This is a genomic window from Butyrivibrio sp. Su6, assembly GCF_900108105.1.
Lineage (GTDB): Bacteria > Bacillota > Clostridia > Lachnospirales > Lachnospiraceae > Butyrivibrio.
The window spans coordinates 1-21669 of the sequence record NZ_FNUR01000011.1 but is presented as its reverse complement, the minus strand read 5'-3'; the positions used below and the strand labels follow the sequence as shown (position 1 = coordinate 21669).

The following is a 21669-nucleotide window of genomic DNA, read 5'->3' as shown; positions in this document are numbered from 1 at the left end:
GATTATAGGAATTATGGGAAAAGATACGGGATTTCTTGAATATAAAAGAACAAATAACGGTGATGTACCACCTGAAGAAAGAATAAAGAATTTTGAAGAATTTCATACACCTCTTGATACACAGCCAAGAAGAGAGCAGGCAGCCAGATGCATGAACTGTGGAGTGCCTTTTTGTCAGTCCGCAATGAACCTTGGAGGAATGGTAACAGGGTGTCCACTTCATAACCTTATCCCTGAGTGGAATGATGAAATTTATAAGGGTCATGAAAAACACGCCTTTGACAGACTCTACAAAACCAGCAATTTCCCAGAGTTTACCGGCCGTGTATGCCCGGCCCTTTGTGAGAAGGCATGCATGTGTGGACAGAATGGTGATTCAGTAACAGTGCATGATAACGAGCTCTATCTTGTGGAAACTGCTTTTTCAAAAGGATATATAAAGCCTGTTGTCCCTTCAATCAGAAGCGGGAAAAAGGTTGCTGTTATTGGAGCGGGCCCATCAGGCCTTGCTGTTGCTGATGAACTAAATCACAGAGGTCATACTGTAGAGGTCTTTGAGAGAGAAGATGAAGTGGGCGGACTTCTCATGTATGGAATCCCTAACATGAAGCTCGACAAAAAAGTCATAAAGCGTAGAAAAAAGCTCATGGAGGAAGAGGGATTAGTATTCCATACAGGAGTTAACGTTGGAAAAGGTGACTCTTCAGAAGGTGATAAAACAGGTGAGAAAAAAGTATCGCAGAAAGAAATATTGGAGAATTTCGATGCAGTAGTACTGTGCTGCGGAGCCAAGAAAGCAAGACCACTTCCGGTAGCAGATCCTGAGAAGATAAAAGGTGTATATTACGCGGTTGATTTCCTGACAAGGACTACAAAAGCTCTTTTGGACAGTGAAAACAGAACAGTTGAGGCACTTAAAAATCATGGCGGCTATATTGATGCAGCAGGAAAAAATGTTGTGATAGTCGGAGGTGGAGACACCGGAAATGACTGCATAGGAACAGTTATAAGGATGGGAGCCAAATCTGTCACAGCTCTTGAAATGATGCCAAAGCCACCTGTAGATCGTGCAGAGAGCAACCCATGGCCTGAATGGCCAAAGACCCTTAAGACCGACTATGGTCATGAAGAAGCTATTTATGTATATGGTAGTGATCCGAGGGTTTTCGAAACCACGGTAAAAAATGTGGTCACTGACAAAAAGGGAAATATCAAACAGATTGAAACAGTAAAGGTTACCTTCAAAGACGGTAAGCTGGCAGAAGTTCCCGGTTCAGAAAAGACACTTAAGTGTGACCTTTTACTTATCGCAGCTGGATTTATTGGATGTGAAGACTACTCTGCAGATGCGTTCTCTTTAAAGAGGAGCCCGCGCGGAACAGTAGTAACAGCTGATGATGGCTATCATATTCCAAATACAAAGCTCTTTTCCGCAGGAGATATGCACCGAGGCCAATCCCTGGTAGTTTGGGCAATTGCCGAAGGAAGAGCCTGTGCAAAAGAAGTAGATGAGTACCTCATGGGATATACAAATCTATGAGCTGATATAAAACAAAAGCCTTGTTTTCTTTGCTAAATAAACATGAAAGAAAACAAGGCTTATTATTTGTAGATAGACGAGACAAAAATACATGTCATTTATATAGTCAGATGCAGTGCCCTTGTGGCGATGTTGAAATAAACCAAAAGTGAAAGGGCATCAACAATTGTTGTGATAAACGGGCTTGCCATTACAGCCGGGTCAAATCCAAGTTTTGAGGCAAGCATAGGAAGGCAGCAGCCAACCATTTTTGCAATAAGAACTACTATCAAAAGCGTCACGCAGATTACAGCTGCAACTGTGATAGATAATCTGTCAAGGAAGATAAGCTTTACGAAGTTTGCGCCTGCCAGTGTAAGGCCACACAGAGCAGCAACTCGTATTTCTTTCCAGATGATCTTAAATATATCTTCAAACTCTATTTCCTTAAGTGAAAGTCCACGGATAATGGAAACACTTGCCTGTGAACCGGCATTTCCGCCTGTGTCCATAAGCATTGGAATATATGCTGTAAGTACAACGAAAGCGGACAGTGCATCTTCAAATCCAGTGATGATGGCGCCTGTGAATGTAGCACTTATCATCAAAAACAAGAGCCAGGGTATTCTGCTTCTGTAGGTCTCTAAAATACCAACCTTTGGATAAGGTTTGTCGGATGGCACGATAGCTGCCATCTTTTCGATATCCTCTGTTGCCTCTTCTTCGAGGATGTCTACTACGTCATCGATAGTGATGATACCGACCATACGGCTCTCATTATCAACTACAGGCATAGCAGTGAATCCGTATTTCTGGAAGACTCTTGCAGCTTCCTCCTGGTCAGTCATGGTGTTGATGCTGATGACGTTGGTGTTCATGATGTCGCCGATAATCTCATCAGGCTTCATTATGAGCAGATATCTAAGAGCAACAGTACCAACCAGTACCTTTTGCCTTGTAACTACATAGCAAATATTGATGGTCTCTGAATCTACGCCTTTTTTCCTAATCCTTTCAATGGCGTCTGCTACAGTCATGTCTTCGCGGAGATCTACATACTCCACAGTCATGATACTTCCGGCAGAATCCTCAGGATACTGGAGAAGGTGATTGATATCAGCTCTGGTCTCAGGGCTTGCATTGGCCAAAATACGCTTAACTACGTTTGCGGGCATTTCCTCAAGCAGGTCAGTAGCATCATCGGCCATCAGATTGTCAATAATGTTGGAAGCTTCACGATCAGATAGTGATCGGATAATATATTGCTGAGCATCCAATTCCAGATCAGCGAATACATCTGCAGCCATATCTTTTGGGAGAATTCTGAACATTTTAAGAGAATCCTCGTTTTCCATCTCTCCCATAGCAGTAGCGATATCTACCGTGTTCATTTCAGAGATAGTCTGGCGAAGCTTAGTATACTGTCTGGATTCAAGAAGCTCCTGCAAGATTTCAGCGATTGTTTTTTCTTCTTGTAATTCCATGATAATAATCTCCTATGAATTTGTTAATGGTGGTTAAATTGGTACTTCGACCGGGAGCAGAGTCACTACTGCATATATGTGAATCAGACTTCATAAAAACCACCACCTTTCATACGAGATTTAATACCGAGTTTAATGTAACACAATTTATATTAAAAATAAATAAAGTTTTTCAATGGAATTTTTATCGGTTTAGCGTTATATTAATAGTAACATTGGAGGTGCAGTAATGGGGCTTTTAGATAAGTTATTTAAAGGAAATAGTATAGAAATATCATCACCGGTAAATGGTGAATTGGTACCGATAGAGACAGTTAGTGATCCTACCTTTGCACAGGAAATGATTGGAAAAGGAGTAGCCATTCAGCCTTCTGAAGGTAAATTTTATGCACCGGCTGATGGGAAGCTTATGGCTCTTTTTCCAACAGGCCATGCATACGCCATGACTACCAAGGATGGTGCCGAGATACTTGTACATATAGGAATTGATACTGTTAAATTAAACGGTGAACACTATACAATTCATGCCAAACAGGGCGATGATGTGAAAAAAGGCGATCTGATCGTCGAAGTAGATCTTGAGGGCGTTAAGAATGCGGGGTTCGATACTGTTACGCCTGTCATCATTTCTAATTCAGGAAAGTTTTCAAAAATTGAAAAGAAGAGCGGAGTCGTATCCGCAGGGGACACAGTAATTCTTTTGACTCAGTGACCATTGTAATGAAAATTACAATAATATAAGGAGGAACAAAAGTATGATGAAGTATTTACAGAAGATCGGGAAATCCCTGATGCTTCCAGTAGCTGTTTTACCGGCAGCAGGTATTCTCTATGGTATCGGCTATTGGATCGATCCAACTGGTTGGGGTGCTAACAGCGTTGTTGCAGCATTTTTCATCAAGGCAGCATCTGCTATTATCGACCAGATTCCTATTCTTTTTGCCATCGGTGTATCTGTAGGTATGGCAAAAGATCACGATGGAACAAGTGCTCTTGCAGGTCTTGTTTCATTCCTTATGATCACCACTTTGCTGAGTACAGGCGCAGTTGCAATGTACAGAGGTGTGGATGCATCTGAAGTACCCGCAGCCTTTGGCAAGATCAGCAATGCCTTCATCGGTATTCTGGCCGGTGTTATCGGTTCAAGCTGCTACAACAGGTACAAAGACACCAAGCTTCCGGATTGGCTTGCATTCTTTAGTGGAAAAAGATGTGTTGCCATTGTAACTGCCGCAGCTTCTATTGTGTGTGCTGTTATCCTTTACTTTATATGGCCAATTATCTTCGGTGCTCTTGTTGCTTTCGGAAAAGCTATTTTAGGACTTGGTCCTGTCGGAGCAGGTATCTATGCAATGCTTAACCGTGCACTTATTCCTCTGGGACTTCACCATGCCCTCAATGCTGTATTCTGGTTTGATACAGCAGGAATCAATGACCTTGGACTTTTCTGGTCAGGAGCTGATGGCGCAGTTAAGGGCGTTACAGGACAGTACATGACAGGCTTCTTCCCTGTTATGATGTTCGGCCTTCCTGCCGGAGCTCTTGCTATGTATCATACAGCAAAAGACAGCAAAAAGAAGACAGCTGCATCTCTTCTCCTTGCAGGTGCTCTTGCTTCATTCTTTACAGGAATTACAGAACCCCTTGAGTTTGCATTTATGTTCATGGCTCCGGGACTTTACCTTGTACATGCAGTTCTCACAGGTATCTCAGCTATCGTATGTGCAATGCTTCCTCTTAGAATTGGTTTCAATTTCTCAGCAGGTTTCGTTGACTGGTTCTTGAGCTTTAAGGCACCTATGGCAGTTAATCCTTGGCTCCTTATTCCTGTAGGACTTGTGTTTGCAGTAATTTATTACGTTGTATTCCGTATTGTCATTGTTAAATTCGACCTTAAGACACCGGGCCGTGAGGATGACGAGGAAGAAGAAAACAAGATCGAGCTTTCAAATGATGATTTCACCACAATGGCTAAGATTATTCTGGAAGGCCTTGGCGGAAAAGAGAACATCAAGGAATATGATTACTGTGCTACAAGAGTTCGTGTAGAAGTTAATGATTATACTCAGGTTGATGAAAAGACTATCAAAAAAGCCGGAGTTGCCGGAGTTGTACGTCCATCAAAGTCAACTGTTCAGGTTATCGTTGGACCTAAGGTTCAGTTCGTATTCGATGAGATAAAGAAAATGATGTAAAAATATGCTTTAGAAGGGACTGCGAAAAATGAGAGATCATTTTTTCGCAGTCTTTTTTTATGCCAGATTGTAATAGACTCATACTTTTTACAAATCAATATCTTGTGCCCCAAAACCATGTTCTAAGGCTATGTTGTGGTGGCATTTTTTACACCTGAAAACAATTGATAAAATTTGAAAAAATACGATAAATTCGCGCAAAAAACCGTTTAATAACTCCGAAAAAAGAATTATAATATTAGTACGAAATGGAGGTACTTTCTATGGGTAAGAAGAGTATTGTGGGTATATTTCTAGCTGGCGTATTAATGTTAGGAGTGGGAGTAACAGCTTTTGCTGCCAATGTCGCCAATGTCCCCCAGAAACCAAGTGATAAATGCATAGCAGGGCGCGATCTTAAGCCTGTAATCTATTTATATCCTACGGAAGATAACACAGAGATTTCCGTAAGTCTGGATTATGATGGAAATCTTGTTGATCTGATCCCTGAGTTTAATGCAGAGAATACCTGGAATGTCACTGCTAATACTGATGGAAAGATAACCTTTGAAGGACAGCAGTATGATTACCTTTTCTGGGAGGGAGATCCAAACTTCTCCTATGATTTCTTTTCAGGTTTCTGTGTAGCAGGAGCGGATACAAGTGCTTTCCTTGATGAAAAGCTTCACGCTCTTGGACTTAACGATGCAGAGACAGCGGAATTTATGGATTTCTGGCTTCCTATGATGGAAGGCAACGAATACAACATGATCAGCTTCCAGACAGATGCTTACAAAAATGGAGCAAAGCTTTCAGTTTCTCCTGAGCCTGATACAGTTATAAGGGTATTTATGGCGTGGTATCCGACAGATAAATTTGTGAAGATCAATCCTCAGTATATCGAGGGAACTGACAGAAGTGGATTTACAGTAGTTGAATGGGGTGGAAACAAGGTAAAATAAAAGACCTTGAAACTATTACGATGATAGTCTAAAATGTTGTGCGTAGTATTGGATTTTTTCAAAATTACGCACAACATTTTTTTGAGTAGAGCACTTAGTGAGGTATTTTACGAACTTAGTGCGAACCATACAAGTCAACTTAGCGAGGTTTTATCGAGCTTAGTTGAGCTTGTAGAGATTTTAATAGAAACGGAGTACATTAGTATGATGCAATCACGTACACATAACTGTGGCGAGCTGCGCATGGAAAATGTCGGCGAGAGTGTTACTCTTGTTGGCTGGCTCGAGAACATGCGTGAAGTTGGAAGCGGACTCGGCTTTGTTGTTTTAAGAGACTTCTATGGCACAACACAGATCGTCCTTGAGACAGAAGAGATGGTTAAGACAGCCAAGGCCATCAACAAGGAATCAACTATTTCAGTAAAGGGAATTGTTAGAGAGAGAAGTTCCAAGAACCCTAAGCAGGCGACAGGAGACATCGAAGTTGTTCCTGAGAGCATTACTGTTCTTGGACGATGCCGTTACAATGAGCTTCCATTTGAGATTAACCACTCAAGAGAAGCAGATGAGACAGCAAGACTTAAATACAGATATCTTGATCTTAGAAATCCTGAAGTTAAAAAGAATATTATTCTCAGATGCAACGTTGTTGCAGCTCTTCGTCAGGCCATGACAGAGCACGGATTCTTGGAGATTACAACTCCTATCCTTACAGCATCATCTCCTGAGGGAGCAAGAGATTACCTTGTACCTGCAAGAAAGCACCCCGGTAAGTTCTATGCACTTCCACAGGCTCCACAGCAGTTCAAGCAGCTCCTCATGACTGCAGGATTTGACCGTTACTTCCAGATTGCACCTTGCTTTAGAGATGAGGATGCAAGAGGAGACAGAAGCCCGGGAGAGTTCTATCAGCTCGATATGGAAATGGCTTTCGCTTCTCAGGAAGACGTATTTGCAGTATTAGAGGATGTTCTTCCTCCTATTTTTGCTAAGTATGGTACATATAACCGTGCATCAGGCGCTCCATTTATGAGAATTCCATATCTTGAGGCTATGGAAAAATATGGTTCAGACAAGCCTGATCTTCGTATAGATCTTACAGTTGATGACGTTACAGAAAGCCTTGCTGATTGCGGTTTCGGACCTTTTGCAACAAAGGCTGAGGACGGCAGTGATACAAACGTAAGAATCAAAGCTGTAGTTATTTCTGATTTCAAGGAAAGCAGAAAGTTCATCGACAAGACAATCGCAGATGTAGAAGTTCAGTCAGGCAATAAAGCTTACTGGTTCAGAATGGATGAGAACGGAGAGCTTGTTGGTGGTATCTCCAAATTTGTTGCACCTATTAAGGATGCAGTTGTTTCAGCTCTTTCACTTAAGGCTGGCGACCTCGTAGTCCTTTCAAGCGGAAAGCTTGGTGCAGCTCAGAAGACAGCCGGCGTTATTGTTAAGACATTCGGTGCTGCAGTACCTGGACATATGGACAAAGAGCAGTATGCATTCTGCTGGATCGTAGACTTCCCTATGTATGAGATCGGTGAGGAGTCAGGCGAGCTTGAGTTCTGTCACAATCCATTCTCAATGCCTTCAGGTGGACTTGAAACACTTCTTAAGGCAGAGAGAGGTGAGATAGATCCTCTTTCAATCACTGCTGATCAGTATGACCTTGTATGTAATGGTGTAGAGCTTTCATCAGGTGCTGTTCGTAACCATGATCCTGAGATTATGATCAAGGCCTTTGAGATGGTAAGACTTGGCGAGGAAGATGTTAAGGCTAAGTTCCCTGCTATGTACAACGCATTCTGCTATGGCGCACCGCCACACGCAGGTATTGCTCCTGGAGTAGACCGTATGGTAATGCTTCTTGCAGGTGAGGATTCAATCCGTGAGATTATTCCTTTCCCTATGAACAAGAATGCTCAGGATATTATGATGGGCGCTCCCGGATACGTTACAGACAAGCAGCTTGAAGAGCTCCATATTGCTGTTACAAAGACAGAAGACGAAGCTTGATAATATGATGAATAAAAGCACTGTCACTGATATAATGGTGATGGTGCTTTTTTAACACTATACTTTTTGGGGGAAAAATGACTTCAACTTTTAAGAAAATAAATGATTCAAAATATTTCTATACAGTTGTTTCTGTAGTAATGCTGGTTCTTGCGCTTATCTTGAGATTATATAAACTTAGTGATATCCCACGAGGCCTCCACGTTGATGAGATAGGCATGGGGTATGATTCCTGGTGCATAGCTCACTTTGGTGTAGACAGATATCTTAACAGTTTTCCCATGTACTTAAGCAATTATGGCGGCGGACAGAGCGCATTATATTGCTATCTCACAGTTCCGTTTATTCTTTTAGGCGGATTTACCCCGCTTATGCTACGACTTCCATCGGTTATTTTTTCAATGCTTGCCGGAATCTTTGGCTGGCGCCTCGTTCGCATAGTCTCAGGTAAAAGAGCTAGTCTCATCTATCTGTTTATTTTCCTTGCGGTACCTTATTTTACCCAGGCTGGACGAATAGCACTTGACTGCAACCTGATGCTTGGACTTAGCGTCATTATGCTTAATATTTTGGAGTACTGCTTAAGGGACGAGAACTATGGGAAAAAGACATGCTTTGTTCTTCTTGGGACAGTGACAGGAATAACCTTTTATTCCTATGCCCTCAGCGATGTTGTACTTCCGCTATTTTACTTATTTTTGGTGATCTATCTCATTGTAGCAAGGAAAAAAGTCGCAATAAGCTCCGTAGTAGCTTTTGCAATCCCTGTTATTATTTTTGCCATTCCACAGATACTCTTGCAGATAGTGAATATATACGGCCTTCCCGCAATACACATTGGACCGATGACAATTCCGATAGTCCTAAACTACAGACTTGATGACATTGTCTTTGACCAGGTAAAGCCAAATCTGCGCTGGACGTTTGACAGTCTCTTCAGGGCGGACAACACTGATTTTGATTCATTTCCTCAGTTTGGAGCTCTTTATATGTTCTCGCTTCCGGTTATTGCTTTTGGTGGGCTCTATACTCTGACAAGGCTTGTAAAAAGTGTTCGCGAAAAGAAGATAAGATTTGAAAGCGTTATCCTTATCTATACATTTTCAGTGCTTCTTTTTGGTTTGTTCATTCAGGGAGTTACCACATACAGGATTAACAGCGCATTTTTTGGCCTGGCCTTCTTTATTGTGGCAACTATCGAATTCCTTTTTGCCAGAAACAGACAGAAGGTTGCGTCAACTGCCCTTGCCATCTGCCTTATGGCGCTGTACCTGATACAAGGTGTTCAGTTTGTTGATTTTTATTTTAATAAATATGCAGACACTGTTTATCCACAGAGACTTTTTGCAGAAGACCCTACTGATGTGTATAACTTCCTCGATAGTCAGTCGGAAAGTGTCAGGTCAAGGCTTACTTATGTGGGCGGTGCCAACGAAGCTTATATTTACTACCTTTGGGCAAAAGAAATCTCGCCATATGAGTACGATCACAACAAATATGGCAACAATGGAGATGGATTAAAATACAGTTTTTGGGCTCCGGAGCCATATGATGTGTCATGCAATTATGTGATGTATCTTCCTGAGGAAAGCGAGAGGAAATCACTGATTGGACTTGATTTTAAAGAGTATGATTTTGGTCCTTATAAAGTTTATTTACATGAATAAAGATTCAATTTAAAATGCGGCGCAAAGCCGCATTTTTTCTAGGTTTTTATTTAATAATAAAAATAGACTTAATTTATATTTCGTTAATTATTGCTTTGTATACTATTATTGTGACATTTTTACATAAGGAGGCAGATATGTCAGATAATAGTAAAAAAAGTGCAAAGCAGGGAAAGAAAATTAGCGTTCAACTTTTGGTTGTATTGGTGCCAATGCTCATTGCAGCAATTGCTATAGTTGCTATTTTTATTGCCGTTCAGGCGAAAAATGTAATCGAGACGCAGGCTACCAATGGACTTGCGCAGGAAGCAAGAGCTAATGCTGCTGAGATCAGTGGAAAAGTAGAGAGTATAAAAGTCTTCTATGACGGTATTTGTGATGCAATTCAAAATACTGCCTATGAAAGTGATCAGGAATTGATAAACGCTTACCAGTTCACTCAGTCACAGTTTGCTGAAACAGGTACAGGTTTTTATATTGGACTTTCAAATAAAGATTATATAGACATATCTGGATGGGTTCCTGATGCGGGCTACGATCCAACATCAAGGCCCTGGTATATCTCAGGAAGTTCAAATAGCACTATGACATTAAACCCTCCTTCAGTTGATCTTAGCACCGGAGAGATGGTAGCGGCCATTTCAAGAAAGATCACAATGAAAGATGGCAGAACTGGCGTTATGTCATCTGACGTGTTCCTGGATGATATATCCAAAACCGCAAGTGCATACAAGCCTCTTGGCACAGGTTCATCAATGATGTTCTCAGGTACAATGATGGTTGCATCACCTGCAGAAGACCAAATAGGAAAAGATGTTTCAGAATACCCGAATGATGCATTCATTCAGCAGGTTGCGCAGATTGTATCATCAGGTGGAACAAGTGAGATAAAGATTATTCATGGAACAGATGGAAAAGATTACTATGTTGCTTTTAACAACGTAGAGGGAACTGACTGGTATCTTGTTTCCTTCACTAAGGTATCTGACGTTATGTCCTCTCTTTATAAGTTCCTCAATATTAGTATTTTAATGGCATTGATCATGATAATTGCAATGGCAGTGATCATGGCAATGATCATAAGCAAGATGGTTACAAAGCCAGTCAGTAGTCTTACAGATAACATCACAAGGATTGCACAGGGCGACTTCACAGTTGAGATTCAAAAAGGTGGAGACAATGAAAATGAGATTGGCGTAATGAACAATAATATGTTTGATTATGTCAACCAGATGAGAGAGACACTTGCTGAACTTCAAAATGTAACACATAAGCTTGCTGACGAGGCGGGCAACAGTAAGAGTGCATCCAGCGACCTTAACGAACAGGCCGGTGAGCAGAGCAAGGCAATGCAGCAGATCCAGGGCGCTATGGATGATATGGCAGATGCAGTTACTGAGCTTGCAAACCAGGCAACAACACTTGCTCAGGAAGTTAGCAATCTTACAGACAAGAGCCATCAGACTCAGGATACAATGTCCAGTCTTGTAACAAAGGCAAAAGAAGGACAGCGTGATATGGAAGCTGTTCAGACAGGAATGACCAATATATCTTCCTCCATGGAAGAAATGAACAGAGTTGTTGGCGACGTTGGAGAATCAGCTAACAAGATCAATTCTATTATTGAAATGATCACATCTATTGCAGAGCAGACAAACCTTCTTTCACTTAATGCTTCAATTGAGGCTGCAAGAGCAGGAGAGGCCGGAAAAGGATTCGCAGTTGTTGCTACTGAGATCGGACAGCTTGCCAATAACAGTGCTGAATCAACTACTCAGATCGCAGAGATCATAAAAGATATTACATCTCAGATCCAGGATCTTTCAGATAAGTCAAAGACCAACATGGAAGAGATCAGTAACAACATGGATGCTGTTACTACAGCAGGATCAACCTTTGAAGAGATTTTCAAGAGCCTTGATGAGGCCAGCGATATCGTAGGAGAGATGATTTCTAAGGTAGGAACTGTTGATGAGATTGCGACATCTATGGCGGCAATTTCTGAGGAGCAGTCAGCGAGCACGCAGGAAGTAAGTGCTACAGCAACAACACTTGCAACAAGTGCAGAACAGGTGGCTGAAAACTCTAAGGGAGTTGATAACAGTGCTGCAGCTGTATCAGATTCTTCAGATGCAATTGAGGAACTCATCAGTAAATTCAAGATTTAAAGAACAATAACCGAAATTTTGATAAAATATTTATAAATATTGTGGCCGGAGCCGCTGAATTCATAGAATTTGCGCGGTCTCCGGCTTTTATATGCCAAAAACTTCAGATACACTAAATTGTCTAACAAGGTTGAGAATTATAGGCAAAAAGTGTATTATTAACTTGTTATACTGTTTATTTTATGCTCAATAAACGATTTTGCGACAACAGCGAAAGGAGTAAAGCCCCAAATGCAGGCAAAGCGAATGTCAGAAATATTAAGTCAATTTGCTATGGTCGGACAACTTGGCCTATCACTCCTTATGCCACTACTTATGTGTTTATTCATCTGTTATCTTCTATGCACCAGACTTTCGGTCGGGGCTTGGGTTTATATACCGGGGTTCATTTTGGGCCTGGGAGGATCTATGACAACTGCCTATAAAGTTTATCTGGCAGTGATTCACAGGGAAGAGAAAAAGAAAAAAGAAAAATCCAGTACAGAAGTCTATTTTAATAAACACTTCTGATATTTAATTCGACAGGAGACAAAGGAAAGTATGAAATTACAGGATGCTGTAAAGAAAGAAACGGGGATAATTGCAGCAGGAACAGCAGTTGGGGTTCTTGTGATATATGTAGTGTTTTATGTTTTGCACATGGTTGTTCCAAGCTGGGCACCATTTGATATAAAGGTCATCTTAGGTGGAATAGGCGGCTTTATAGTGGCTGTCGGTAATTTTTTCTGGATGGCTGTATCAGTGCAAAAAGTTGCATCTATAACGGATGAGGAGAGAGCAAGAAGGACTATGAGCGTAAGCTATAGATATAGGACCATGCTCCAGTTCCTGTGGGTGATACTTGCTATTGTTCTGCCGGTATTCAACCTGGTGTCAGGAATTGCACCGCTTTTCATCCCGAGCATCATAATCAAACTACGCGGGATCTTGTCTGCGGGGAAAGGAGGTTGAAGGCGAAGATATGAGTAATGATTTCTCAGTCGTTGGACCGAAGATATACTATACGATCCACACAGGAATTCCGATTCTTGGTGACTTCAATATTACAGAGACGCTGATCGTCAGTTGGCTTGTAATGATAATTATCACAGGATTGTGTATCTTCCTCACAAGAGACCTACGCATTGAGAATATTTCCAAACGACAGGCATTTGCAGAAATGCTTGTGGAAATGGGCAATAATTTTGTCCGTAACAATACTGGAGGCAATAAGTTCGATAAATTGATACCATTTGTGTCAGCTCTTTTTGCCACAAGTGTAATATCAAATCTTATCAGCCTTGTGGGGCTTCGTAGTCCTACAGCAGACTTATCGACAGAAGCCGGTTGGGCTGTAGTTGTTTTCATCATGATCACAGCTACTAAGATCAAGACCAATGGAGTTGGCGGATACTTAAAGGGATTCACAACACCTATAGCAGTTATGACACCATTTAATATTTTGTCAGAGCTTGCTACACCGGTTAGTATGGCTTGCCGTCACTTTGGAAATATCCTTTCAGGCGTAGTAATCGACGGACTTATCTATTGGGCTTTGGGTCTTGCGTCCGCAGCATTGTTCGGACTCATTCCCGGAGTTGTTGGCAATTTCTTATCCAACATTCCAATTCTTAGCGTAGGTATTCCGGCAATTACAGGCGTATATTTTGATTGGTTCTCAGGATGCATGCAGGCATTTATCTTCTGTATGCTGACCGTCATGTACATCGCCAATGCGGCAGAAGAAGGCTAAGCAAAATTTAAAACTAAATATTGAATCATTTATTAAACTAAAAACCATATTTTAGGAGGCAAAAAACATGGGTGATTTTCAGATTTTAGCAAAAGGTATTGCACTTGCAGGATGCGGTATTGGTGCTGGATGTGCACTGATAGCTGGTATCGGACCTGGTATTGGTGAAGGAACTGCTGTTTCTAAGGCTCTTGAAGCTATTGGACGTCAGCCTGAGTGTAAGGGCGATGTAACAAGTACTATGCTTCTTGGTTGTGCCGTTGCAGAGACAACCGGTATTTACGGTTTCGTTACAGGTCTTCTTCTTATCTTCGTTGCACCTGGAATGTTCATGGGATACTTAAACTAATCTCTAATTTTTTAAAAGGAGAATATATATGCAATTACAGGCTCTAATGATGCTTTCTGCGGAAAACACGCAGGAGCTGGTTACATTGGTTCCCTGGACATTTATCGCAACGATAATCAACTTGTTCATTCAGATGTTCCTGATAAAGAAGTTTCTTTTCAAGCCTATCAATGACATTCTTGAAAAGAGAAAAAATCTTGCTGATAAGACGATCAGGGAAGCTAGAGAGGCCAAGGAAGAAGCCGATTCTCTTAAAGATCAATACGAAGATAGCCTGACCAGTGCTCATGCTGAGGCTGCAAAGATTGTTTCTGACGCACAGAAAGAGGCGCAGAGCAAAGCTGATGCCCTTGTAAAAGAGGCACAGGAAGAGGCAGCAGGCATCAAAGCCAGGGCGGCTGCTGATATTGAGCAGGAAAGGAAAAAGGCGGTCAACGAGGCCAAAGACGAGATTGGCTCACTTGCAATGGATATTGCAGGCAAGGTTGTTGAAAAAGAGATCAACGAAGCCGATCATAAGAAACTTATTGATGAGTTCATCAATCAAGTTGGAGCATAAAGGAATAAAACAGCCCGAAAGCACTTGCTGCTGAGGGCGTAATAAGGAGAAACTATGAGTAAAGCTGGAGATCTTTATGGGCAGAGCCTATATGATCTGGCAGCGGAATCAAACCTATCGGATGAAATATTGGGCGAAATGGAGGTAATAAACGGAATCTTCAAAGAGAATCCGGATTATGTAACACTCCTCTCGGAACCCTCAGTCCCAAAGAAGGAAAGGCTTCAGCTGGTTGACCAGGCACTTGGTGATGGTTGCCAGGAGTACCTTTTAAACTTCATCAAGATTCTCATTGAGAAGGGAATCCTAAGAGAGTTTTCTGCATGTCAAAAGAGATACAGAAGATGCTACAACGAGGAACACGGCATCGCTGATGCCCTTGTTACCACGGCAGTGGCCTTAGATGATTCTCAGCTTTCACTTCTCAAGGCAAAACTTGAGAACATAAGCGGCAAGAAAGTATTGCTACGACAGAAGGTTGATAGCAGCGTTCTTGGCGGCGTGAGAGTAGATCTTGAGGGACAGCTCTTTGACGGAACAGTAAAGGGAAGGTTATCCGAGCTTCGCAGAAGAGTCGATGAGACAGTCATCTAAAAAATATATCGGAGGATGATATGGAACTAAAACCAGAAAAAATATCCGAGGTCATTCGAAGCCAGATAAAGAATTATCAGAATGCAATTATCCAGAATGAGACTGGTACAGTTCTTACAGTTGGTGATGGTATCGCACGTGTAAGCGGACTTTTGAACTGTATGTCCGGTGAGCTTTTGGAGTTTGAGAATGGTACATTCGGAATGGCTCAGAACCTCGAGGAAACAGTAGTATCTGCGGTTTTGTTCGGCGAGGATGTAGGAATCAGCGAAGGACAAACCGTTAAGCGTACAGGAAGAGTCGTATCTGTTCCTGTAGGAGAAAAAATGATTGGACGTGTTGTTAACGCCATTGGTCAGCCAATCGACGGAGCAGGCCCAATCGAAACAACAGAGTATAGACCAGTTGAATCACCAGCTCCTGGTATTATTGCCAGACAGCCGGTTAAGGAGCCTCTCCAGACTGGTATCAAGGCTATCGACTCAATGATCCCTATCGGTAGAGGTCAGCGTGAGCTTATCATTGGCGATAGACAGACAGGTAAGACAACAATTGCTATAGATACAATCCTTAACCAGAAGGGCAAGGATGTTATTTGTATTTATGTTGCTATCGGACAGAAACGTTCAACAGTAACAGCTCTTGTTGAAGACCTTAAAAAGGGCGGAGCTATGGACTACACAATCGTTGTAGCAGCTACAGCTTCAGAACCAAGCCCACTGCAGTACATTTCACCATACACAGGCTGTGCTATGGGTGAGTACTTCATGTATAAAGGAAAGCATGTACTTTGTATCTACGACGACTTGTCCAAGCATGCCGTAGCTTACCGTGCACTCTCCTTGCTGATCAGAAGACCACCGGGACGTGAAGCTTATCCTGGAGACGTTTTCTATCTGCATTCAAGACTTCTTGAAAGAGCTGCCAAACTCTCAGAAGAAAATGGAGGAGGTTCACTTACAGCCCTTCCTATCATTGAGACACAGGCAGGTGATGTATCAGCATACATTCCTACAAACGTTATCTCCATCACTGATGGACAGATATTCCTTGAGACAGAGCTTTTCCACTCAGGAATCATGCCAGCCGTTAACCCTGGTATTTCAGTATCCCGAGTTGGTGGTAATGCTCAGATCAAGGCTATGAAGAAGGTTGCCGGTACACTTAAACTTGTATATTCACAGTATCGTGAACTTCAGAGTTTCGCTCAGTTCGGTTCAGATCTGGATGAGGATACAAAGGCACGTCTTGCACAAGGTGAACGTATCGTTGAAGTTCTTAAGCAGGACAAGAATCAGCCGGTTCCTGTAGAAAAACAGGTAGCTATTCTTTACGCCGTTATCAACAATATCCTTATCAAGGTTGCTGCTTCTGATGTTGCAGAATATGAAGCCGGACTTTATGAATTCCTTGATAGCAATCCTACCGGAATCGCAGCTATGCGCGAGATCCGTGAGACAGGAAAGCTTGAGACTGAAACAGAAGCAAAGCTTAAAGAGACACTGAACGCTTATACTGAAAACTTTTTAAAGAGAAAATAATCAGGAGGAAAACTAAATGGCTGGATCAATGAAAGCTGTTAAACTCCGAATAAAAAGCGTCCAGAGCACAATGCAGATAACGAAAGCAATGCAGCTGGTTGCAGCTTCAAAGCTTCGTAAAGCTAAAGAGAGAGCTGATAATTCGAAGCCTTATCTTGAGACAATTCTTGCCACACTTACAGATATTGCCAACGGAAACAATGATTTCCGTTCGATTTACACCAAGAGCGGTGAAAATGACAGATGGCTGTACGTTGTAATTGCCGGAGACAGAGGTCTTGCAGGCGGATACAACTCAAACCTGTTTAAGTTTGTGGAAGCGGAGATCAAGGACAAGAACAATGTAACAGTTCTCCCTATCGGTAAAAAATCTGTGGAGTTCTTTAAGCATAGAAATGTGCCTATCCTCACAGAGGAATACGCCGAAGTTGCCAAGGTAAACATTTCAGACTGTTTCCAGGTAGCAAAGCTTATCTGCGGATCATATGGTGGCGATGGCTTCGGACACGTTTTCCTGTGCTACACAAACTTCGTGTCCATGCTGTCTCAGGTACCTACATCCACATCGCTTCTTCCTCTTTCAGATTTGAAATCTGAAAACCTGGAAAAAGATGGAAAGGCAAAAGACCTGATACTATATGAACCTGACAGTGAGACAGTGTTCAATGAGATTGTTCCAGAGTATCTGGCAGGAATATTATATTCAAGTATCAATATTTCTTATGCATCTGAGCTTGCTGCTCGTAGAACAGCTATGGAAGCAGCAACAGATAATGCAGAAGAAATGATCGATAACTTGAGTCTCTACTATAACAGAGCCCGTCAGGCAAGCATTACTCAGGAGATTACTGAGATTGTTGCTGGAGCAGAAAGCTGAACTTCCGCAGATTCTGGAATTAACTAAAACATATTAAGGAGTTTAACAATGAGTGAAAATCATGTTGGAAAGGTAATACAGGTTACAGGTCCTGTACTTGACATCCGCTTCAAAGAGGGTGAACTTCCTGATCTTCACAATGCCATAGAAATTATGATCGAAGACCGCAAACTTGTTGCAGAAGTTGCGCAGCAGGTCGGCGATGACGTAGTTCGTTGCGTAGCCATGAGCTCCACAGACGGACTTGTTCGTGGCGTTGATGCCGTAGACACAGGAAGTCCAATCACTGTACCGGTTGGTGACAAGTGCTTAGGAAGAATTTTCAACCTTCTTGGAGAACCTGTAGATAACGAGCCTGCACCTGAAGGAGTAGAGAGATGGGCAATCCATCGTCCGGCTCCTGCTTATGAGGATCAGGTTCCTGCTACAGAAATCTTTGAGACAGGTATTAAGGTCGTTGACCTTATCTGCCCTTATGCTAAGGGTGGTAAGATTGGTTTGTTCGGTGGTGCCGGCGTAGGTAAGACCGTACTTATCATGGAGCTTATCAATAACGTTGCTAAGGCACACGGTGGTATTTCAGTATTCACCGGTGTTGGTGAGCGTACTCGTGAAGGAAACGACCTTTACGGAGAAATGAAGGAAAGTGGAGTTATTGATAAAACTGCCCTGGTTTATGGACAGATGAATGAGCCACCGGGAGCCAGAATGAGAGTAGGTCTTTCCGGACTTACAATGGCTGAGTATTTCCGTGATGTAAAAAATCAGGATGTGCTTTTATTCATTGATAATATTTTCCGTTTCACACAGGCTGGTTCAGAGGTTTCAGCGCTTCTTGGACGTATGCCTTCAGCCGTAGGTTATCAGCCTACATTGGCTACAGAAATGGGTGCTCTTCAGGAGCGTATCACATCTACAAAGAAGGGTTCAATCACATCAGTTCAGGCTGTATACGTGCCTGCCGATGACCTTACTGACCCTGCTCCTGCTACAACATTCACACACCTTGATGCTACAACCGTTCTTTCAAGAGATATCGCATCTAAGGGTATTTACCCGGCCGTAGATCCTCTTGATTCAACAAGCCGTATTCTTTCTCCTGATATCGTAGGAAAAGAGCACTATGAAGTAGCTAAGGGAGTTCAGCAGGTGCTTCAGAGATATCGTGAACTTCAGGATATCATTGCTATCATGGGTATGGATGAGCTTTCAGAAGAGGATAAGCTTACTGTTTACAGAGCTCGTAAGGTTCAGAACTTCCTGTCACAGAGCTTCTCAGTTGCTGAGCAGTTCACAGGTCTTCCTGGAAAATACGTTCCTCTTAAAGAGACAATCAGAGGCTTTAAGATGATCCTTGATGGTGAGTGCGATGATCTTCCTGAGAGTGCATTCCTTCTTGTAGGAACTATTGATGAAGTCTTCGAGAAAGCAAAAGCTAACAAGTAATAGCAAAGGAGTAACCTATGTCCACTTCTTATCATTTACAGGTTGTGTCCCTGGATGGTCTGGAATTTGAAGGTGAAGTTCAGAAAATACTGCTCCGTACAATAGATGGTGATGTGGAGATTCTTGCTCGCCACACCAACTACTGTACTGCTATTGGTATGGGAACTGCCAAAGTGACCATGGACGACGGCCAGGAAAGAAAGGCTGCCTGTATCGGTGGAATGCTTTCGGTTATGAACGGAGAAGTCAGAGTTCTTCCTACTACGTGGGAGTGGAGCGAAGACATCGATGTTGATCGTGCTAAAGCTGCCAAGGCAAAAGCTGAAGAAGCTCTTAAGAACCAGCAGCTTGATAAAGAAACACGTATCCGTGCAGAAGCCAAGCTCTACAGAGCTCTCGTAAGAATCGGTTCCTCCGGACAGGAAAGTAAATATAATTAATATCTAAAGCCGTCAGAGCTTTGCTTCTGGCGGCTTTTAAGTTTTTATGCTAATGTGGAGTTTCTTCAGAATATATGATAAATATCACATTATATAAGCAAATGCTGAAGGAGAATGATATGAGAATACTTGTTGTTGGTGGAACGAGATATTTTGGTATACCTATGGTCAATACATTGCTCAAAAACGGCCATGATATCACGATTGCAACAAGAGGTAATTCAAAACCGATTTTTGAAGGTTCCGTAGACTATGTTGCAATGGATAGGACGGATGGGGCAAGCGTCAAAGCCGCTTTGGATGGACAATATTTTGATTTGATAATAGATAAAATTGCCTACAGTTCCAATGATGTAAAGGCGCTTTTGGAAAACGTAAGCTGTGACAGATACATACAGATGTCTACATGCTCTGTTTATTTTAAAGATCACGCTGAGATTGTGGAAGATGAATATAAAGCTGAAGAATATGAACTTCATTGGATAGACAGAATACAGAACTATGGAGAGTCAAAGAGGCAGGCAGAAAGAGCAGTATTTGAGTATATGGACCCTGCCAATATTTCTTTTGTCAGATATCCGATTGTTATGGGTGAGAATGATTACACCGGAAGATTGGATTTCTATATAGAGCACATAAGAAATCAAAAGCCGATGAATGTTGATGACCTTGATAAGGATATGGCATTCATATATGAACAAGATGCCGGTGATTTCATTGCATATCTGGCGGATCATTTTGTATCAGGCCCGGTAAACGGTTGCTCAAAAGAAACCGTTAAGATTTCAGATATCATTGAGCATATAGAGAAACGTCTCGGCAAAAGCGCTGTGATAAGTAGTCAGGGGGATGATGCCCCATATAATGGTCTTGAAGATACACTAAGTTTTAATACCAAAAAGGCTGAATCAACCGGTTATAGATTCCGTGAGCTTAATGACTGGTTGTATCCATTGATTGACGGTAAGACGATAACATCAAAATAATTTCATAACAACAAAACGGTTGACATTAAGTTTTCTGTCAATTATACTAACAACTAATAATTTTTCAGAAAGAGAAACAATATGATAAGACTTAATCTCGTCACAATGAATATAGTCAATTTGACATCCGTGAATGTGATTCAGGGGTCTGTTTTTGATATGTGTGATGAGGATAAGATTATTTGTAAGGCATAGATAATGCTTAAAACCAAAATAGTATGCAGGGCCTCATCAAGCGATAGTTTGATGGGGCTTATTTTATTTCAAAAAATATAAAAACTTATGGAGGTGGCTATGAGAATAAAAGAGCAGAAATTTCTTTTACCTGATGGACGAGAGGTAACTATAAAGAGTGCAGGTCCTGAGGATGCAATGAAGGTAAAACTTCACAGGGAGGCAGTTTCAGCTGAGACGCATTTTATGGCGAGGGAACCTGAAGATGGTCCATTCAATCTTGAGAGAATCAAAGAGATACTTGGAAGTATTGCAGAAAGTGACAGAGACTTCATGGTAAGCGCTTATCTCGGCGATGAGTTGATTGGAGATTTGGGAATAACGCTCATTAGGCCACATGTAAAATATCTTCACCGCGCATATCTTGGAATGTCTATTCGCCTGATGTACACAGGAATGGGACTTGGGAGCTTTATGATGAAGACCGCGCTTGAGCAGGCGAAAGCAAATGGCTTTGAGCAGGTAGAGCTGGGAGTTTTCTCTGACAATGACAGAGCCAGGCATATGTACAAGAAGATGGGATTCAAGGAATACGGGATGAATCCAAGAGCTTTCAAGCTAAAGGACGGAACCTACAGAGACGAGATCATCATGGCGAACATATTTGAGACAGGAGGAAACGAATAACGGACCATGGGGACGTCCCAATGTCATTTAGTTAAGGTATTCAAGTGCATTTAATACATAACGGATGGCATAAAAACTCCGTTTTAGAAAACTTCATATCTTGTTTGCAAAACAAATGGCACGCCAAGAAAGCAGGATTGCTCCTGCTTCTTCCGTGCCATTTATTCTTGGAGAAATTTATGCTCTATAACTTAGTGGAACTACACGTTTGGTATGCTTTTTTCTTGGATATGTGCGGCCTTCTCGGATTGGCGTGACGTTACCTATCAACAACAGTTCCACTGTATCACTAGACAT

Annotated in this window: 20 protein-coding genes; 19 read left to right on the top strand and 1 reads right to left on the bottom strand. The window is 41.9% G+C overall.

The annotated features are described in order from the left end of the window. Nucleotides 1–13: 13 nt before the first annotated feature. Entirely contained in the window at nucleotides 14–1540 is a 1527-nt protein-coding gene (locus tag C4S54_RS11850) for a glutamate synthase subunit beta (RefSeq protein WP_103869726.1), read from the top strand. A gap of 98 nt (nucleotides 1541–1638) precedes the next feature. Here the strand turns inward: C4S54_RS11850 and mgtE are convergent, their stop codons facing one another. Next, nucleotides 1639–3003, bottom strand: a complete 1365-nt coding sequence (mgtE, locus tag C4S54_RS11845) for a magnesium transporter (RefSeq protein ID WP_103869725.1) — start codon at nucleotides 3001–3003, stop codon at nucleotides 1639–1641. Between the two features lie 229 nt (nucleotides 3004–3232). On the opposite strand from mgtE, the gene C4S54_RS11840 reads away from it, so the two are divergent. The 18 genes from C4S54_RS11840 (at nucleotide 3233) to C4S54_RS11755 (ending at nucleotide 21372) form a co-directional block, all read left to right on the top strand. Then, nucleotides 3233–3715: a PTS sugar transporter subunit IIA gene (locus C4S54_RS11840; RefSeq protein WP_103869724.1), complete on the top strand. Its 483-nt coding sequence runs from the start codon at nucleotides 3233–3235 to the stop codon at nucleotides 3713–3715. 43 nt (nucleotides 3716–3758) lie between these two features. Then, a complete protein-coding gene (nagE, locus tag C4S54_RS11835) occupies nucleotides 3759–5198 on the top strand; it encodes an N-acetylglucosamine-specific PTS transporter subunit IIBC (protein WP_200821071.1) in 1440 nt (479 codons plus the stop codon). 263 nt (nucleotides 5199–5461) lie between these two features. Further along, nucleotides 5462–6139, top strand: coding sequence for a hypothetical protein (locus tag C4S54_RS16260; protein ID WP_103869723.1), 678 nt, complete (start codon nucleotides 5462–5464; stop codon nucleotides 6137–6139). Between the two features lie 204 nt (nucleotides 6140–6343). Then, nucleotides 6344–8152, top strand: a complete 1809-nt coding sequence (aspS, locus tag C4S54_RS11825; RefSeq protein ID WP_103869722.1) for an aspartate--tRNA ligase — start codon at nucleotides 6344–6346, stop codon at nucleotides 8150–8152. A 77-nt stretch (nucleotides 8153–8229) separates the two neighbouring features. Next, nucleotides 8230–9819: an ArnT family glycosyltransferase gene (locus C4S54_RS11820; protein WP_103869721.1), complete on the top strand. Its 1590-nt coding sequence runs from the start codon at nucleotides 8230–8232 to the stop codon at nucleotides 9817–9819. A gap of 137 nt (nucleotides 9820–9956) precedes the next feature. Continuing rightward, nucleotides 9957–11987, top strand: a complete 2031-nt coding sequence (locus C4S54_RS11815) for a methyl-accepting chemotaxis protein (RefSeq protein ID WP_160110759.1) — start codon at nucleotides 9957–9959, stop codon at nucleotides 11985–11987. A gap of 231 nt (nucleotides 11988–12218) precedes the next feature. Continuing rightward, nucleotides 12219–12497, top strand: coding sequence for an AtpZ/AtpI family protein (locus tag C4S54_RS16330; protein WP_103869719.1), 279 nt, complete (start codon nucleotides 12219–12221; stop codon nucleotides 12495–12497). 30 nt (nucleotides 12498–12527) lie between these two features. After that, nucleotides 12528–12938, top strand: a complete 411-nt coding sequence (locus tag C4S54_RS11805; protein ID WP_022772490.1) for an ATP synthase subunit I — start codon at nucleotides 12528–12530, stop codon at nucleotides 12936–12938. Between the two features lie 10 nt (nucleotides 12939–12948). Beyond that, nucleotides 12949–13719: a F0F1 ATP synthase subunit A gene (locus C4S54_RS11800; protein WP_022772488.1), complete on the top strand. Its 771-nt coding sequence runs from the start codon at nucleotides 12949–12951 to the stop codon at nucleotides 13717–13719. Nucleotides 13720–13786: 67 nt separating this feature from the next. Further along, on the top strand, nucleotides 13787–14068 hold the full coding sequence (gene atpE, locus C4S54_RS11795) for an ATP synthase F0 subunit C (RefSeq protein WP_022772487.1): 282 nt from the start codon (nucleotides 13787–13789) through the stop codon (nucleotides 14066–14068). Nucleotides 14069–14096: 28 nt separating this feature from the next. Further along, nucleotides 14097–14627 carry a F0F1 ATP synthase subunit B gene (gene atpF, locus C4S54_RS11790; protein ID WP_022772486.1) on the top strand — a complete coding sequence of 177 codons (531 nt, stop codon included), beginning with the start codon at nucleotides 14097–14099 and terminating at the stop codon, nucleotides 14625–14627. Nucleotides 14628–14681: 54 nt separating this feature from the next. Beyond that, nucleotides 14682–15221, top strand: a complete 540-nt coding sequence (atpH, locus tag C4S54_RS11785; protein ID WP_022772484.1) for an ATP synthase F1 subunit delta — start codon at nucleotides 14682–14684, stop codon at nucleotides 15219–15221. 20 nt (nucleotides 15222–15241) lie between these two features. Further along, nucleotides 15242–16762 (top strand): F0F1 ATP synthase subunit alpha, encoded by a 1521-nt coding sequence (atpA, locus tag C4S54_RS11780; protein WP_103869718.1) that lies wholly within the window; start codon nucleotides 15242–15244, stop codon nucleotides 16760–16762. A 16-nt stretch (nucleotides 16763–16778) separates the two neighbouring features. After that, nucleotides 16779–17639 carry an ATP synthase F1 subunit gamma gene (gene atpG, locus C4S54_RS11775; protein ID WP_103869717.1) on the top strand — a complete coding sequence of 287 codons (861 nt, stop codon included), beginning with the start codon at nucleotides 16779–16781 and terminating at the stop codon, nucleotides 17637–17639. A 48-nt stretch (nucleotides 17640–17687) separates the two neighbouring features. Further along, a complete protein-coding gene (gene atpD / locus C4S54_RS11770) occupies nucleotides 17688–19085 on the top strand; it encodes a F0F1 ATP synthase subunit beta (RefSeq protein ID WP_103869716.1) in 1398 nt (465 codons plus the stop codon). A 17-nt stretch (nucleotides 19086–19102) separates the two neighbouring features. Then, entirely contained in the window at nucleotides 19103–19525 is a 423-nt protein-coding gene (gene atpC / locus C4S54_RS11765) for an ATP synthase F1 subunit epsilon (RefSeq protein WP_022772479.1), read from the top strand. 119 nt (nucleotides 19526–19644) lie between these two features. Then, on the top strand, nucleotides 19645–20511 hold the full coding sequence (locus C4S54_RS11760) for an NAD-dependent epimerase/dehydratase family protein (protein WP_160110758.1): 867 nt from the start codon (nucleotides 19645–19647) through the stop codon (nucleotides 20509–20511). Between the two features lie 294 nt (nucleotides 20512–20805). Beyond that, complete coding sequence (locus C4S54_RS11755; RefSeq protein ID WP_103869714.1) at nucleotides 20806–21372, top strand: GNAT family N-acetyltransferase; 567 nt, start codon at nucleotides 20806–20808, stop codon at nucleotides 21370–21372. The last annotated feature ends 297 nt before the right edge of the window (nucleotides 21373–21669 follow it).

What these genes read in the sequence shown, in the direction of transcription:
- C4S54_RS11850 (WP_103869726.1), top strand. Translation starts at nt 14, where the DNA reads ATGGGAAAAGATACGGGATTTCTTGAATATAAAAGAACAAATAACGGT.
- mgtE (WP_103869725.1), bottom strand. Translation starts at nt 3,003, where the DNA reads ATGGAATTACAAGAAGAAAAAACAATCGCTGAAATCTTGCAGGAGCTT.
- C4S54_RS11840 (WP_103869724.1), top strand. Translation starts at nt 3,233, where the DNA reads ATGGGGCTTTTAGATAAGTTATTTAAAGGAAATAGTATAGAAATATCA.
- nagE (WP_200821071.1), top strand. Translation starts at nt 3,759, where the DNA reads ATGATGAAGTATTTACAGAAGATCGGGAAATCCCTGATGCTTCCAGTA.
- C4S54_RS16260 (WP_103869723.1), top strand. Translation starts at nt 5,462, where the DNA reads ATGGGTAAGAAGAGTATTGTGGGTATATTTCTAGCTGGCGTATTAATG.
- aspS (WP_103869722.1), top strand. Translation starts at nt 6,344, where the DNA reads ATGATGCAATCACGTACACATAACTGTGGCGAGCTGCGCATGGAAAAT.
- C4S54_RS11820 (WP_103869721.1), top strand. Translation starts at nt 8,230, where the DNA reads ATGACTTCAACTTTTAAGAAAATAAATGATTCAAAATATTTCTATACA.
- C4S54_RS11815 (WP_160110759.1), top strand. Translation starts at nt 9,957, where the DNA reads ATGTCAGATAATAGTAAAAAAAGTGCAAAGCAGGGAAAGAAAATTAGC.
- C4S54_RS16330 (WP_103869719.1), top strand. Translation starts at nt 12,219, where the DNA reads ATGCAGGCAAAGCGAATGTCAGAAATATTAAGTCAATTTGCTATGGTC.
- C4S54_RS11805 (WP_022772490.1), top strand. Translation starts at nt 12,528, where the DNA reads ATGAAATTACAGGATGCTGTAAAGAAAGAAACGGGGATAATTGCAGCA.
- C4S54_RS11800 (WP_022772488.1), top strand. Translation starts at nt 12,949, where the DNA reads ATGAGTAATGATTTCTCAGTCGTTGGACCGAAGATATACTATACGATC.
- atpE (WP_022772487.1), top strand. Translation starts at nt 13,787, where the DNA reads ATGGGTGATTTTCAGATTTTAGCAAAAGGTATTGCACTTGCAGGATGC.
- atpF (WP_022772486.1), top strand. Translation starts at nt 14,097, where the DNA reads ATGCAATTACAGGCTCTAATGATGCTTTCTGCGGAAAACACGCAGGAG.
- atpH (WP_022772484.1), top strand. Translation starts at nt 14,682, where the DNA reads ATGAGTAAAGCTGGAGATCTTTATGGGCAGAGCCTATATGATCTGGCA.
- atpA (WP_103869718.1), top strand. Translation starts at nt 15,242, where the DNA reads ATGGAACTAAAACCAGAAAAAATATCCGAGGTCATTCGAAGCCAGATA.
- atpG (WP_103869717.1), top strand. Translation starts at nt 16,779, where the DNA reads ATGGCTGGATCAATGAAAGCTGTTAAACTCCGAATAAAAAGCGTCCAG.
- atpD (WP_103869716.1), top strand. Translation starts at nt 17,688, where the DNA reads ATGAGTGAAAATCATGTTGGAAAGGTAATACAGGTTACAGGTCCTGTA.
- atpC (WP_022772479.1), top strand. Translation starts at nt 19,103, where the DNA reads ATGTCCACTTCTTATCATTTACAGGTTGTGTCCCTGGATGGTCTGGAA.
- C4S54_RS11760 (WP_160110758.1), top strand. Translation starts at nt 19,645, where the DNA reads ATGAGAATACTTGTTGTTGGTGGAACGAGATATTTTGGTATACCTATG.
- C4S54_RS11755 (WP_103869714.1), top strand. Translation starts at nt 20,806, where the DNA reads ATGAGAATAAAAGAGCAGAAATTTCTTTTACCTGATGGACGAGAGGTA.